This is a genomic window from Actinoplanes oryzae (assembly GCF_030757795.1).
Lineage (GTDB): Bacteria > Actinomycetota > Actinomycetes > Mycobacteriales > Micromonosporaceae > Actinoplanes.
This window is the reverse complement of sequence record NZ_JAUQWH010000211.1, coordinates 1-13,665: the sequence shown is the minus strand read 5'-3', so window position 1 is coordinate 13,665 and position 13,665 is coordinate 1. Positions and strand designations below refer to the sequence as shown.

General features: G+C 72.4%; 12 protein-coding genes. 6 read left to right on the top strand and 6 right to left on the bottom strand.

The window, feature by feature from the left end; all coding sequences use genetic code 11:
• Positions 1–24 precede the first annotated feature (24 nt).
• Entirely contained in the window at positions 25–978 is a 954-nt protein-coding gene (locus tag RBH18_RS39240; protein ID WP_306215586.1) for a cytochrome P450, read from the bottom strand.
• A 266-nt stretch (positions 979–1,244) separates the two neighbouring features.
• Positions 1,245–2,093, bottom strand: coding sequence for a PHP domain-containing protein (locus tag RBH18_RS39235; RefSeq protein WP_306215585.1), 849 nt, complete (start codon positions 2,091–2,093; stop codon positions 1,245–1,247).
• 9 nt (positions 2,094–2,102) lie between these two features.
• Here RBH18_RS39235 and RBH18_RS39230 point away from each other — a divergent pair, with 9 nt between their 5' ends.
• From RBH18_RS39230 to RBH18_RS39205, 6 genes are all read left to right on the top strand, one after another.
• Complete coding sequence (locus RBH18_RS39230) at positions 2,103–2,633, top strand: GNAT family N-acetyltransferase (protein WP_306215584.1); 531 nt, start codon at positions 2,103–2,105, stop codon at positions 2,631–2,633.
• 48 nt (positions 2,634–2,681) lie between these two features.
• Positions 2,682–2,945: an SCO0607 family lipoprotein gene (locus RBH18_RS39225; RefSeq protein WP_306215583.1), complete on the top strand. Its 264-nt coding sequence runs from the start codon at positions 2,682–2,684 to the stop codon at positions 2,943–2,945.
• Between the two features lie 36 nt (positions 2,946–2,981).
• A complete protein-coding gene (locus RBH18_RS39220; protein ID WP_306215582.1) occupies positions 2,982–3,359 on the top strand; it encodes an effector-associated constant component EACC1 in 378 nt (125 codons plus the stop codon).
• Between the two features lie 2 nt (positions 3,360–3,361).
• Positions 3,362–4,537 carry a YqgE/AlgH family protein gene (locus RBH18_RS39215; RefSeq protein WP_306215581.1) on the top strand — a complete coding sequence of 392 codons (1,176 nt, stop codon included), beginning with the start codon at positions 3,362–3,364 and terminating at the stop codon, positions 4,535–4,537.
• Positions 4,538–4,599: 62 nt separating this feature from the next.
• A complete protein-coding gene (locus RBH18_RS39210; protein WP_306215580.1) occupies positions 4,600–6,633 on the top strand; it encodes an SIR2 family protein in 2,034 nt (677 codons plus the stop codon).
• Positions 6,634–6,681: 48 nt separating this feature from the next.
• A complete protein-coding gene (locus tag RBH18_RS39205) occupies positions 6,682–7,062 on the top strand; it encodes a hypothetical protein (protein ID WP_306215579.1) in 381 nt (126 codons plus the stop codon).
• Between the two features lie 10 nt (positions 7,063–7,072).
• Here RBH18_RS39205 and RBH18_RS39200 read toward each other — a convergent pair whose 3' ends face one another.
• From RBH18_RS39200 to RBH18_RS39185, 4 genes are all read right to left on the bottom strand, one after another.
• A complete protein-coding gene (locus tag RBH18_RS39200; RefSeq protein WP_306215578.1) occupies positions 7,073–8,224 on the bottom strand; it encodes a radical SAM protein in 1,152 nt (383 codons plus the stop codon).
• A 120-nt stretch (positions 8,225–8,344) separates the two neighbouring features.
• Positions 8,345–9,553, bottom strand: coding sequence for a pyridoxal phosphate-dependent aminotransferase (locus RBH18_RS39195; protein WP_306215577.1), 1,209 nt, complete (start codon positions 9,551–9,553; stop codon positions 8,345–8,347).
• Between the two features lie 161 nt (positions 9,554–9,714).
• Complete coding sequence (locus tag RBH18_RS39190; RefSeq protein WP_306215576.1) at positions 9,715–11,928, bottom strand: discoidin domain-containing protein; 2,214 nt, start codon at positions 11,926–11,928, stop codon at positions 9,715–9,717.
• A gap of 223 nt (positions 11,929–12,151) precedes the next feature.
• Positions 12,152–13,665, bottom strand: a 1,514-nt coding sequence (locus RBH18_RS39185) for a sensor histidine kinase (RefSeq protein WP_306215575.1), incomplete at its 5' end; no start/stop codon positions are given.

Below are 13,665 nucleotides of genomic sequence, written 5' to 3'. Positions count from 1 at the left end.
GCGCCATGATCGACAGGACAGACCCTAACCGAAGGTCAGCGGCAGCTCGTCGGGCCCGTGGATGCCGATGGCCGGGCGCCACGTGACCTTGCCGGCGATGGCGGGCGGGCCGTGGCGGCGGGCGAGGATCGGCAGGGCCTCCTCCAGCTCGGCGTGGGCCAGGGCCGAGCCGAGGCAGTAGTGCGGGCCGGCGCCGAACTGCAGCAGCGGCGCCTCGCGAATGGCCGTGATGTCGAAGACGTCGCCGCCGGGATAGGCGCGGGGGTCGCGCTGGGCGATCTGGACGGCCACGGTGAGCAGGGTGCCGGCGGGGAGGGGCAGGCCGCCGTACTCGAAGTCCTCGATCGAGCGGCGCAGCACGGTCGAGGCGGAGGGGCGCCAGCGCATGGCCTCGTCGACGGCTCGCCCGGCGAGCTCCGGGCGGTCCCGCAGGACGGTCCACTGGCCGGGGTGCTCGGCAAAGGCGACCAGGGCGTTGGAGAACTGGTCGCGGGTGTTGTCGTGGGCGCCGAAGACGAGGGTGACGAGGAGGTTGCGGACCTCGTCGCGGGTGACGGTGTCATCCGTACGCCAGGCGGCGATCATGCTGGAGATGAGGTCGCCGGCCGGGTGCTCGACCCGCTGATCGATCAGCTTGTCGACGTAACCGGTCAGGCCCGCGACGGCCCGCTCCACCCGCGCGGCCGTGTCCCCGCCCGCGGCCAGGCCGAAGATCATGCCGATGTCGCCGGTCCACTGGCTGAAGACGTCGTAGTCCTCGGCCGGCACGCCGAGCAGCTCGCACATCACCGCCAGCGGCAGCCGGTTGGAGAAGGCCGCCACGAAGTCGGCGCCGTCGAGGGTCCCGGCGAGCTCCGCCGTCCTGGCCCGGATGAAGGGGCGCAGCTGGTCGACCATGCGCGGCGTGAAGGATCGGTGCACCAGGCCGCGCAGCCGCCGGTGGTCGGCGCCGTCGTGATGACGATCATCGGGACCCACCCGTCGTAGATCGGTCCCGACGTGATCCCGTTGGTGCGCAGGTAGCCGTCGCCGCCGTGGTCGAGGCGGCGGTCGCGGAGCAGCTCGTGGGCCTCGGCGTGCCGGAGCACGACGGCACCGATCGGTGTGTCGGCGTACCAGGACGCCTCTTGAGCGGCGAAGACCTCCGGCGCGGTGAAGCTGAATGCCGGATCGACCACGTTGAGGAACGGCATGCCGCCGAGTGTGCCCCACCAATGACCAAGAGCGGAACAGTCCATATTAGATCAACTGCGGGCCCACAGCTCGTACGGGCGGGAGCCGGGCCGGAAACCGTGCGCCGCCGCCATCTCCGCCGCCTCCCGGAAGCCGCGCGCCACCTGCTCGGGCACGTGCGCGTCGCTGCCGAAGCTCACCGCGCCGCCGCCCTCCTCGTGCCACCAGCGCAGGATCGTCGCGTCGAGCGGCCGCCGGGTGTTGATCTCCAGTGCCCGGCCGGCCCGCGCCGTGGCCCGCAGCGCGAGCCTGTACTCCTCCTCGAACACCGTCACGTCGAGCGGCCCGGCCGACGCGGGCCACGACCGCAGCGGGTAGTCGACGTGGGTGAGCACCTCGAACGCGTCGCTGCCCTCGACCAGTTCGACGACCCCTGCGAGATACTCCCGTACGACGCCGGCGGGATCGCGGTGCGGCATGAGCGCCCACGGCTCGCTGAAGCCCTCCCCGGAGCGGAGGCAGTGCAGCGACCCGATGACCCGGTCGAACCGGCCGCCCTCCAGCACCCGCGCCACGGCGTCGGCGTGCCAGTGCGCCTCGCCGACCTCCACGCCGCTGAGAATGCGCAGCCCCGGGAAGCGCGCCCGGCACTCCTCGATCGCCGCCAGATAGCCCGCCGTGTCGAAGACCGGGGGAGTCAGCGTCCCCTCCGGCGTGACCAGCCCGGCCAGATGATCGTGCGCGGCGGCGTCCGCGGCCGAGATCGTCCAGACCGTGAAGTCGAGATGCTCGGTGAAGGCGATCGACGGCAGGCCCAGCGCCACGGCCCGCGCGCACGAGCCGGCCATCGAGCCGCGGGGCGCGTCCCACGACCACTCGCTGTGGGTGTGGTTGTCGGCGGGCAGCGTCGCGAAGTCCATGCCGTCAGAATGGAGGACGTGGAGATCAGCATGCTGCCCGCGGCGCCCGATGCGACCATTGTCACGCGGCTCACGGAGATCGTGAACCAGGCCTACCTCGAGGGCGAGAAGGGCCTCTGGCGCGACAACGCCGGCCGCACCACGGCGAAGGAGATGGCCGGGCTCGCCGCCCAGGGCCAGCTCGCGGTCGCCCGCCGTGCGGACACCATCATCGGCACCGTACGCGTCCGGCAGCTCGCCCCCGGCCTCGGCCAGCTCGGCATGCTCGCGGCCGACCCCCGGCAGCGTGGCGGCGGGGTGGGCCGGGAACTGGTGCGTTTCGCCGAGGACCACGCCCGTGCGGCCGGCGCCACGACGATGCAGTTGGAGCTGCTCGTGCCCCTGGCGGGCGAACACCCCGTCAAGGAGTTCCTCCGCACCTGGTACACCCGCATCGGCTACGCCCGGGTGGGCACCGCGTCGCTGGCCGACGACCATCCGGAGCTCGCGCCCCGGCTCGCCGTACCGTGCGAGTTGCTGGTTTTCCACAAGCCGCTCTGAGTACGCGTACGGATCCACGCCGGCCGCCCGCCGACCAGACTCACCGCCATGCGAATCCTTCTGGCGAGCACGATGGTCCTGCTGACGCTGAGCGGCTGCTGGGGCCCGGACGCGATGTGCGGCAACGGCGAATACCCGGTCAAGGCCGTCAACAGCACCACCGGCGGCGCCTGCGTCCCCGACGGCGAGGAGCCGCCCGCGGGCTACGTCCGCTACCCCGAAGGCAAGACCCCCACCCACGTGGGCGACAAGTGGGACACCTACTGGGACACCCACACCCTCGACGAGAACGGCCGCGAGAGCCCCGCCTGAGTCACGGTCCGTGCGCCGGGCTTCTACGCTGGCGGCATGGCGGACATTTGGTTCACCGTGCCGGACAGTCCCGACGAGACGGAGCTGCGTGATCTGCGCCGGTGGCTGGCCGACTCGCCGGAGCTGCGCGGGGTCCGGATCACCGAGCGGCACACGCCGGTACCGGCGGAGACCATGCCGGGCGCGGGAATCGTGGACGCGCTGCTCGCCACGGTCACCGACAAGGCGACGGCCGCAGCAGTCATCACCGGGGCGGCGGGGTGGGTGACTGCCCGGCTGTCGATGCGCCGCACCCGGTTGCGCATCCGGCAGGGGGACAAGGAGATCGAGGTGGACACGGCCGCGATCCGTGACATCGACGATCTGGCCGCGTGGATGCGCCAGCAGCTTGACGACCACCCGACGGACCCGTGACCGTGGCGCCGCAGCCGGCGGATCCCGGGGCTTCGTTCGCGGTGCTCATCGGGACGGCGGCGTACGACACGCTCCCCGGGCTGCCGGCCGTGGAGCGCAACGTCACGGACCTCGCGGCGCTCCTGATGGACGACCTCTACTGGGGCCTGCCTCCCGAGCGCTGCCGGCAGCTGATCGATGCCGGCCAGCCGAGCGACATCGAAGTGGCCCTGCGGGACGCGGCGGCGGAGGTGGGTCCCGAGGGGCTGCTGCTGGTCTACTTTGCCGGCCACGGTCTGGTCGCGAGCTCCGGCAGCCTGCATCTCGCCGTCCAGCGGACGGACCAGTCGCTGCTCAACACGACCTCCTTCGGGTACGACCTCCTGCGCGAGCGCGTCGCCGGCAGCGCAGCCCGGCAACGGGTCGTCATCCTCGACTGCTGCTACGCCGGGCGGGCGCTGGAGCGGATGACCGCGTCCACCGAGGTCGGCATCGACCGGGCGGCGGTGCTGGTCGCGACGAACCGGACCGCGACGGCTTACGCACCGGCGGCCGAGGACCACACCGCCTTCACCGGCGAGCTGCTGCGCACGATGCGCTCGGGCCTGGCCGATGCGCCCGACCCGCTCGACCTCACCTCCCTCTACCAGGCGGTCCGTGTCGCGCTGGTGCGACAGGGGCGGCCCGAGCCGCAGCTGCGCGACCACAACCCGGGGATCGCGCTGATCCGCAACGCCGCACATCGGGGCGTGGCCGGGCACACCGGTCAGGTGTTGTCCACGCCCGACGGCACCCGCTTCCTCGTGCTGAGCCACCGCCCCGCGACCGGCGCTGTGGCCGTGCGCCTCGACGCCGGCACCCGACGGCCGGTGCGTCCGGTCCTGGCCGAGTGGGCGGACACGGTGGCGTCGCCGCGGACCCTCTTCGACGGCGGGCCCCTGGCACCCCGGGACGCCCTGGGCGTGGCCGTGCTTCCCGATGACGACACCGTCGTGCCGCCCTCCTTCACCCGGTTGGCGGGCCGGGTCGGCGTGCTCGACCTGGCCGCCGATCCCGGGCCCGTACGGGAGAGCGGGCTGCTGCTGCGGGTGTTCGTCGGGTATCACGGCTGGGGGCCGGGCCAGCTGGAGTCGGAGCTCGCGGAGGGTGCGCTCGGCGTGGCCGGGCTCGTCACCCCCGCGACCTTCGGGTACGCGTGACCATGGTTGCTCTTGGTGTATGTATGAGTACCAGGAGTGCTACAGGACGGTGAGGAGGCTCGGTGGCGCGGTTCGCCGGCAAGAGCGACCTGCTCGATAGGCTGAGCCACGACCTGAGCGACGGGACCTCCCGCCTGGTGCTGCTGATCGGACCGGATCTCGCCCCCGCGCGGCCACCGTGGAACGACGTCCTGCTGCGCGCCGCCGACGGCATCGCTCAGCTCAAGCGCAACGAGGAACTGCGGGAGGAGCTGCGGCACGTCCCGGCGACGGCCGAGCCTGTGGTCCGGCTCGCCCTGTACCGGGCCGCGTTCGCCGACGTGATCGGGCCCGAGGAGTTCGACCTCGTCGTGCAACACGCCGTCCTGGAGAGATACCGCGGCGGAAACGGCAGGATGCCGGCCGACCTGCCGCCCGGGCGCCCGTTGACGGCCGAGGCCGCCGCCGGGCTGGAGCGGGACATGGAGGCGTGGCAGCTCAGCGAGGGCCTGCTCGCGCTGGGCCGGCTGGTCGAGCAGTTCCGCGGCCGGCTCGAGCACCGGGTGCTGACCGCGGGCCTGGACCCGGGCATCATGGTGGCGTTGCGCCGTCGCGGCGTGGCGGTCCGGCCCACGACCCCGTACGTGTCGGACGGGCTCGCCACGACGACCAAGCCGGGCGCCGTCGACGTGGTCCATCTGCTCGGCTACTGGCGCCCGCTCGATGCGGCTCAGCGCCGCGCTCCGCTGCCGGACCACCGGCTCACCGACCTGCCGGACAAGTTCGCCGACCGGGTGCGTTCCCGCCTCGCCGGGGCGACCGTCTACGTCCTCGGCTACGGCGGCGGCGACCCGATCATCGAACGGATGCTGCAGGCCGCCGTCGCGGACGGTGCCCGTGTGCACTGGGCTGTCCCCGACGAGAACGCGGACACCGACGCGCGCATCCGTGTGCTCGCCGACCGCATCGGAGGCGAGTCCGTCACCTTCTTCTGCGGCGTCGACAGCGATCACCTGCTCCGGATCCTCGCGGCTCAGCTGGCCGGCGAGCAGTACGCCACCGAGCCGCCCGAGCTGCCGCCTCCCCGCTTCTACGAGCAGCCCGCCCTGCTCCGGTCGCTGGGCGCCGTGCCGCTGCGCACTCCCGCCGCAGGGGCCGAGGACCTGCTGCGCCAACTCGACAAGCGCTTCGGCTGGCGGCTGGAACGTCCCGCGAGTCCCGCTCCCAAGGTCCTGTTCTGGCCCGTACGGCTGCGCGAGCCCTCAGTGATCCACATGGTGCAGGCGATGGCCGCGGCGGCCCTGTCCGTGCACGGTGTCCGGGTGGTGCTGGCGCTCGACGACTTCGGCACCCTGCTGCCGTCCCGGGACGCCTTCGAGGAGCGGGTCAGAGCGTGGTTCCGGCTGATCCCGGGGGCGCAGGAACCGGATGTCGAACCGTTGCAGGCGTGGCTCGACCGCCAGCGGCTGCGGCCGGCGTCCCTGCGGGAGCGGCCGACCGATCCGTGGGCCGTTCTGCAGGAGTACTACGGCCAGCGCAAGCCGACCGCCTACGAGACCCTGCGAGCGGCGAAAATCATCCCCGACATCGAGCCGCGGGAGGCGGCGGAGCACGCACCGCACATCCTCGACATGCTGCGGACCACCGGCGTCCAGCGGCTGCTGACCGCTCCGGCGCTCTGGTCCTTCTTCAACCACCTGCTGCTCGATCGCCGGATCGTCGACGTCATGACCCTCGCCGGGGACGACGAACGCACCTTCTGGCGGCACCGCCTGGCGGTCACCGGGGAGCCGACCCGCCACCTCTACCACCCGCGGATGGTCGACTTCAGTCAGGACTCCGGGCGGATCCGCTGGGACCACCACCTGGATCTGCAGGAGCACATCGAACAGGCCGTCGGCGGCGCGAACTGGCGCCGGCCGGACCGATATCTGCCCTGGCTGGTCCGGCATGCCTTCCTGCTGCCGGAGTACCTGCGCGACGGCGGCGGCGCCCGGCTCGAAGGCCACGAGTTCGACGCCTGGCAGGACGTGCTCAGTGCGTTGGAGGACGACCAGGGACTGACCGGGCCGCTGGCCAGGCGCATCTCCGGCTGGTTCCTGGGCGAGCCGGACTGACCCGATCGGACCAGGCGCCACGTCGCTCGCAACCGTTAGCCTGAAGCGATGGCGTACCCGACGGCCGAGGCCGAGAAGTGGGCCGGCGAGATGGGGCAGCTCGTAGGGGACTGCCGCCTGCTGCTGGGCCGCGACCTCACGGCGTACGTGGCGGGTGCCACCCACCCCGGTGAGCTGGACGGCTGGGCTTCCCTGCCGACCGCACCCGCCCAGGCCGCCCGGGACAGACTGGAGGCGGTCACGCGGATCGCCACGGCGTTGCGGGCGTGGCTCCGGCCCGAGCAGATCGTCGCCCACCTGCGGGAGCCGGATCCGGGACTGGGCGACCTGTCACCGGCGCGGGCGCTGCACCAGTCGGCGACCAGACAGGAACGCGCCATGATCGAGAGACGCGTGCGGCGGGCGCCGGCCGGCACGCCGGTACGCTGAGCCACCGGCCTCATCCCGCGGCCGGCGAGATCCCGCCCAGGTAACGATCGGCGTGCGCCCGCCGGTCGACGTGCCGGCGGAAGAGCCGGGCCACGGCGACGGCGTCGTCGGTCGGGCCGGTGATCCGCTTCTTGCCTCCGGAGCCCGTCTCCACGTACAGGTCGCCCCTGCTGCCGACCAGCAGGACCGCGTTGGGGTTGAGGTGGGTCGTGGTGATCCGCACGCGTAACCGGCGGAACTGCTCGCCGGCGGCCAGCCGCTCGAGGACGTGACCCAGCATCTCGCGCACTCCGTTGCTGGGCAGCAGGTGCTGGTTGCGGGGCAGGGCAGCCTTGCCCGCCGGCACGGCGACGTGCAGCACCCAGTTCCGCACCCCCGCGGCGGCGAGGCGTTCCGCGAGGGTGAGCAGGCCTTTCGCGTCCTCGGTAAGGCTGGAGACCACGGTCTGTACGGTGGTCGGCACATCCGCGGCGAGTGCGTGTGCGATGGTCGCCCAGGCCAGGGCATGCGAGCTGCTGCCCCGGGGCAGCAGGCCCGGGTTGATCGGCCGCAGCCGGTCGTGCAGGGGTGCGGCCGCGCTGTCGAGCGACACCCTCAGATGCCCCCGCACCTCCTTGAGCACTCGCAGCAGCGGCGTGACGTCGCCGGCGCCCGAGCTGTCGACCACGATGGCCTTGGCCGGGGACAGCGCCTTGATGAGCCGCTCGGTCCGGTCCGGATTCAGGATGGGGTCGCCGCCCGTCACCACTGCCGTCATCGCTGGAACCGCGGTCGCCGTTGCGATGACCCCGTCGAGGTCGGCGTCCGACTCCCCGGCGCGGAACGGTGCCATCAGGTCGTCGGCGTGGCAGTAGCGGCAGCGCAAGGGGCACAACGCGGTGGCGAACACGTTCACCACCAGCGGATCAGCGCTGATCAGCGCCTTGCGGAGGACGCCCGTGCGCTTCCCCTCCGCGAGCGGCCAGAGGTCGTCGTCCACGTCGTCCCGGCGTGCGATCGCCGCCCGGATCAGCGCGGTATGGTCCGGGTCCAGGGCCGCGAAACGGTCCACCTCGGGCGAGTAGACCAGGGACCCGAAGGTCTCCTCCCGCAGCCGGACACCGTCCTGGACGAGAACGTGGCTACGCCGGGGCGCACGCGCCGCGATGGGCTCGAAGGGCACGAGCGTGGACTTTAGAGGGTTGTCGTGCGTTCAGGCGTGCGGCTCGCCGCGCTGATCAGAACCCGATCGAGTGCCTGAGCCGGTCCCGCGGGCCCCGGCGCGGCCCGTGGGACCGCTCCGCTACTGCTCGTAGTTCTCCAGGAAGCGGCGCAGGCGCTCGGTGGCGTCGTCGAGGACTTCGACGGGGGCCAGGAAGACCAGGCGGAGGTAGTCGGGGGTCGGCATGTTGAAGCCGGTGCCGTGGGACAGGAGCATCAGCTCCTGCTCCAGGAGGTCGATGATCATCTGCTGGTCGTCGCGGATCTTGTGGATCTCCGGGTCGAGGCGGGCCCACAGGTAGAGGGCGCCGCGGGGCTTGACGACGTCGACGCCAGGGATGGCGCTCAGCTTCTCCCAGGCGTGGTTGCGCTGCTCGTAGAGGCGGCCGCCCGGGCGGATCAGGGTCTTGATGCTCTGGTAGCCGCCGAGGGCGGTCTGGACGGCGTGCTGCGCGGGGACGTTGGGGCACAGGCGCATGTTGGCGAGCAGCTGCAGGCCCTCGAGATACTCCTGGGCGTGGATCGTGGGGCCGCTCACGGCCATCCAGCCCGATCGGAAGCCCGCCGCCCGGTACGTCTTCGACAGCCCGCTCATCGTCAGGACCAGCAGGTCGGGGGCGAGGGCGGCGGCGCACTCGTGCTGCGCGTCGTCGTACAGGATCTTGTCGTAGATCTCGTCCGCCAGCACGAGCAGGTTGTGCCGGCGGGCGATGTCGAGCAGCCCGAGCAGCGTCTCCTTCGAGTAGACCGCGCCGGTCGGGTTGTTCGGGTTGATGATGACGATGGCCCGCGTGTTCGGCGTGACCTGCGACGCCACGTGCTCCAGGTCGGGCTCCCAGCCGAGCGCCGACTCGCACCGGTAGTGCACCGCCCGGCCGCCGCACAGCGTCACCGCCCCGGTCCAGAGCGGGTAGTCGGGGCTGGGCACGAGCACCTCGTCCCCGGTGTTGAGCAGGGCCTGCAGCGACATCACGATCAGCTCGGACACCCCGTTGCCGAGGAACACGTCGTCCGGCTGGACGTCCTCCACCCCGAGCGTCTGGTAGTACTGCGCCACGGCGACCCGCGCCGAGTAGATCCCGCGCGCGTCGCTGTAACCCTCGGCGGCGCCCAGGTTGTGCACCATGTCCGCCACGATCGGCTCCGGCGTCGCCAGGCCCCAGGGCGCCGGGTTGCCCAGGTTCAGCTTGAGAATGCGATGCCCCGCGTTCTCCAGCTCCTGGGCACGCCGCAGCACCGGCCCCCGGATGTCGTACCGGACATGCTTCAGCCTGCTCGCCTGCGTCACCATCCCCCGAGCCTAGCCAGCTGATCAGCCCCGGCACCGAGCCAGTGACCGGATCGTGGCCTGACGTCCGAGGGTCGTCCACGGGAACAGAGAGTGCAGAACGGCGGCGGCCACCGGTGCGGGGTGCACCGGTGGCCGCTGGGTGATGCGTCGGAGCCTCGGTTTTACGGGTACGCCACGACGTTGCGCGGGGTGGTGTTGCCGGCCGGGTTGGGGACGGCGCCGCCCGTGTCGTTGACGACGTTGGCGATGGTGCCGACGTCGCCCAGGGAGACGGTGAGGACGCTGCGGAGCTGGACGCCGGAGCGGTTGGGCACCTCGAACGCCCGGTCCACCCGTACGCTGGGGTTGACGTTGAAGTAGGCGTAGGAGCCGCCGCCCCACAGCTGGTGGTCGGTCACGGAGTCGGCCACCTTGTACGCGGCGTAGCCGTTGCCGCGCGGCCCGATCCAGGCGGCCTGGTTCGGCACGTCGTACGGCTTCTCGTTCTGGAAGAAGATCGTCTTGCCGCGGTTGCCGTTCCAGATGACCTCGTACTTCTGGTAGTGCTCGACGAACAGGCCGGTGGCGAGCACGTCGTCGCCGTTGACCAGCAGGCCGGTGTCGCCGGTGTTGACGGTCCAGCCGGTGGGGGCGCCGCCGTGGTCGGCCCGCCAGGCCCAGATGTGGTCGATGATCGTGTCGTCGCTGTGCACGGCGAGCGTGGTGGTGGCCTTGCCCTGGACGCTGCTGCCGATGCGGAAGAAGACGTCCTGCAGGCTGATCGGGTTCGCGGCGTGGTCGGTGTGGACACCGGCCTGGCCGACGCTCATCAGCGTGGGGCTGTTCGTCGTGCCGGCGTCGAAGGTCAGGCCGCTGACCTTGACCCCGTCGACGTCGGCGACGTTGAGGGCCTCGACCCCGCCGGAGGGGATCAGGGTCGGGAAGCCGATGCCGGTGACCACGGTGTTCGGGCGGGTGACGCGGATGGTCTCGTTCAGGGTGTAGGTGCCCGGGGTGAAGAAGAGGTTGAGGCCCTGGGCGAGCGCGGAGTTGATCCGCGCGGCGCTGTCACCGGGCTTGGCGACGTAGAACTCGCGCATCGGGATCGAGGTGCCGGCGGCGTTCGGCCAGGTGGCGCCGGCGGAGTTGCGGCGCACGGCGGGCACGAAGACGCGGTAGAGGCCGGCGCTGTCCACGTAGAGGTACGGCTTCTCCCGCGTGACCGGCGTGGTGGCCAGCGTGGTGTGCGGCGGGTTCGGGAACGCGTTCGCCGGGGCGCCCTGCACGCCGGAGTAGACCATGTTCCAGACGCCGCCCTCCCAGCGCGCGATCCGGCTGTCGCGGGTGTACCACTGCTGCTGCGAGCCCGAGGAGACGGTGCCGTCGACCACGGAGTCGGCCAGGTAGCCGCCGCTGGAGTAGCCCTGCCCGTTGTCCTGGTTCGAGGGCGCCAGCGTCAGGTTGCCCTTGATGTGCACCCGGCGCATCGGGGCGGCCTGCGAGACGGCCCACCGGTTGGTGCCGCCCTCGGGCACGATCGACAGGTTCTCCATGCTGCGCCAGAAGTTCTGGGTCGCGTTGGCCTCGTCGCCGTAGTTCCAGCCGGAGTCGACGTTGACCGCGCCGTTGATCGTCACGTCGTCGGGGTTGAGGCCGAGGCCGGCCACGGTGGTGTAGAAGCCGACGTTGGCCCACACCCGGCCGTACGTGCCGGGCTTGAAGAGGAAGACGTGGCGCTGGGTGCCGAACTGCGCGGTGGGGCTGCGCAGCTGGGCGTTGAAGGCCTGGTCCACCGCCGACTGGATGGTCGCCGCCGGCGTGGACGGGTCGAAGATGCGCACGTTCGGACCGAGGTCGGGGGTGTCCGAGGTGGGCAGGGTCGGGGTGGTCGTCGAGCCGGCGAAGACCTGGAACTCCCACAGCGAGTAGCCGTACGGGGTGGCCCGGGTGGTGCCGTTCATCCGCACGTACCGGCCGCTGCCGGTGGCGTTGAGGGTCTGCACGCCGGCCTTGCCCGCGGTGACCGGGGTGATGTCGGTCCAGGTGGTGCCGTTGGCCGAGGTCTGGATGGTGAAGGCCGAGGCGTACGCGGCCTCCCAGTTCAGCACGACCTGGCTGATCGACTGGGTGCTGCCCAGGTCCACCTGGAGCCACTGCGGGTCGGCGAACGTGCTGGACCAGCGGGTGCCGGTGTCGCCGTCGACCGCGGCGGACGCGGCGTAGCCGGCGCTCTCGACGGAGGAGGCGGTGGCCGTCTTGCCCTGGGACACGGGGATGTCCGCGGCGCTGGCGGCGGTGGTGACCGAGGCGACGGTGATGCCGAGCGCCGCGGCGAGGACCGTGCTCAGCACGACCGGGCCGCGGCGTGGACGTTTCAGCAGCGAGGGGGGATTCATGTTCCTGCCTGTCAAGCGGGTTGCCGGGCCTCCGTGGGGACGGAGGGACGGCGGGGCGGGGGACCGTACGGCATGGCTGAGAGCGCTCTCCCGGCGATTGTTACTGGCCGGTTGCACATGCGTCAATATCCCGCGAACAGTCGCCTGTCGATACCGTCGCCGCCTGTCGGTAGGCGAGAAAAACGAATCTCGGAAAATTGTTATGCCGCGCGGAATGTCCCGTTCACGCGTTGTGGAAAGGGCCGGCCGTCGCGAACAGCTCCGGGCCGAAGTCGGGCGTGAGGTCGGTGGCCGGGACGGTGAACCAGAAGACGCTGCCGCCGCCCGGGTTCGGCTCGACGCCGAGGTCGCCGCCGTGGGCGGCGATGATGCGGCGGGCGGTGGCCAGGCCGAGACCGGTGCCCGGGTACGCGTCGGCGGCCGGCGCGCGGTGGAACGGCCGGAAGATGCGGGCGCGCTGGTCCTCGGGCACGCCGATGCCGCGGTCGGCGACCTCGATCCGCCACCAGCCGGGGGCCTGCGCGCGGGCAGCGACGGTGATCCGCGGTGCGGTGTCGTGCCGGACGTAGCGGACGGCGTTGTCGATGAGCCTGGTGAGGACGTCGCCGAGGAGGTCGGCGTCGGCCAGGACCGTGGGCAGCTCGCCGACGTCGACGGCCGGGCGGCCGGGGTGGGACAGGGCCACGCCGAGGGCGAGGGCGGTCAGGTCGACCGGGACCGGCTTGAGGGCGGTGTCGCCCGCCGAGGAGTACGCGACCAGCTCGTCGACCAGCGTCAGCATGCGCCGGGTGCTGGCGCCGATGCGGTCGAGGAAGCCGCGGGACGCCTCGTCGAGGTGCGGGCCGGCCTCCTCGTGGAGCAGCTCGGTGAAGCCGGCGATGGTGTGCAGCGGGGCGTGCAGGTGCTCGCTCGCCGCCCGGGTGAACTCCGCGACCTCGGCGTCGGCGGAAGCGGGACCGGAGGACTCCGGGCCCGAGGAAGAGGCGGGGCCGGCGGAGGCGGAACCGGTGAGATCGTGACCCGAGGAGGCTAGACCGGAGCAGGAGGGGCGTTGGCGGGCCGCCGGGAGGATCAGTACGGCGCCGGCCAGGAGCAGGCTCACGACGGTCGCGGCGAGCATGGCCAGCGGCGCGGCGAAGGCGAAGGGGGCCAGGGCGGTCGCCGGACGGATCTCGGCCTGCCAGGCGTGCCCGGCGAGGGCGACCTCGACCGTACGGGACACCGCGCCGGACGCGTCGCCGTAGGTGGCGACCTGGTGGGTGACCCCGCCGGCGGACGTCTCGGTGAGCGTGACCGCGACGCCCGGGTTCGCGCCGAGCGACTCGCGCAGCAGGTCGCCGGCGCGCACGGCGATGACGACCCAGCCGCGGAACGCGGTGTCGTGCACCGGGGCGACCAGGTCGATCGCGGACTGGCGGCGGGCCGGGGGCAGGTCGAGGTCGGCGGGCAGCACATGGGCGGGCCCGGCGGCGGGGCGCCCGGTGGTGCGGGCGATCTCCAGGGCGCGGGCCAGGGGCGGCGGCGGGGCCAGCACCGTACGCGGCGGCGGGGTGCTGCCGTCGAGCGTGTGCTCGGCCAGGATCGCGCCGGTGGGGGAGACCACGACGATCTGGTGGGCGCCGGGGAGGCGGTCGGCGGTGATCCGGGAGACGGCGGTGGCCACGGCGCCCCCGGCCGCGGCGGTGACGGCGGCGTCGTGCAGCGTGTCGGCGTACCGCTGGGTGGTGGTGTCCAGGG

Bases quoted from the DNA above. Each gene is read 5' to 3' on its own strand.
- RBH18_RS39190 (WP_306215576.1), bottom strand. From the start codon at position 11,928: ATGAATCCCCCCTCGCTGCTGAAACGTCCACGCCGCGGCCCGGTCGTG.
- RBH18_RS39235 (WP_306215585.1), bottom strand. From the start codon at position 2,093: ATGGACTTCGCGACGCTGCCCGCCGACAACCACACCCACAGCGAGTGG.
- RBH18_RS39230 (WP_306215584.1), top strand. From the start codon at position 2,103: ATGGAGGACGTGGAGATCAGCATGCTGCCCGCGGCGCCCGATGCGACC.
- RBH18_RS39220 (WP_306215582.1), top strand. From the start codon at position 2,982: ATGGCGGACATTTGGTTCACCGTGCCGGACAGTCCCGACGAGACGGAG.
- RBH18_RS39225 (WP_306215583.1), top strand. From the start codon at position 2,682: ATGCGAATCCTTCTGGCGAGCACGATGGTCCTGCTGACGCTGAGCGGC.
- RBH18_RS39205 (WP_306215579.1), top strand. From the start codon at position 6,682: ATGGCGTACCCGACGGCCGAGGCCGAGAAGTGGGCCGGCGAGATGGGG.
- RBH18_RS39195 (WP_306215577.1), bottom strand. From the start codon at position 9,553: ATGGTGACGCAGGCGAGCAGGCTGAAGCATGTCCGGTACGACATCCGG.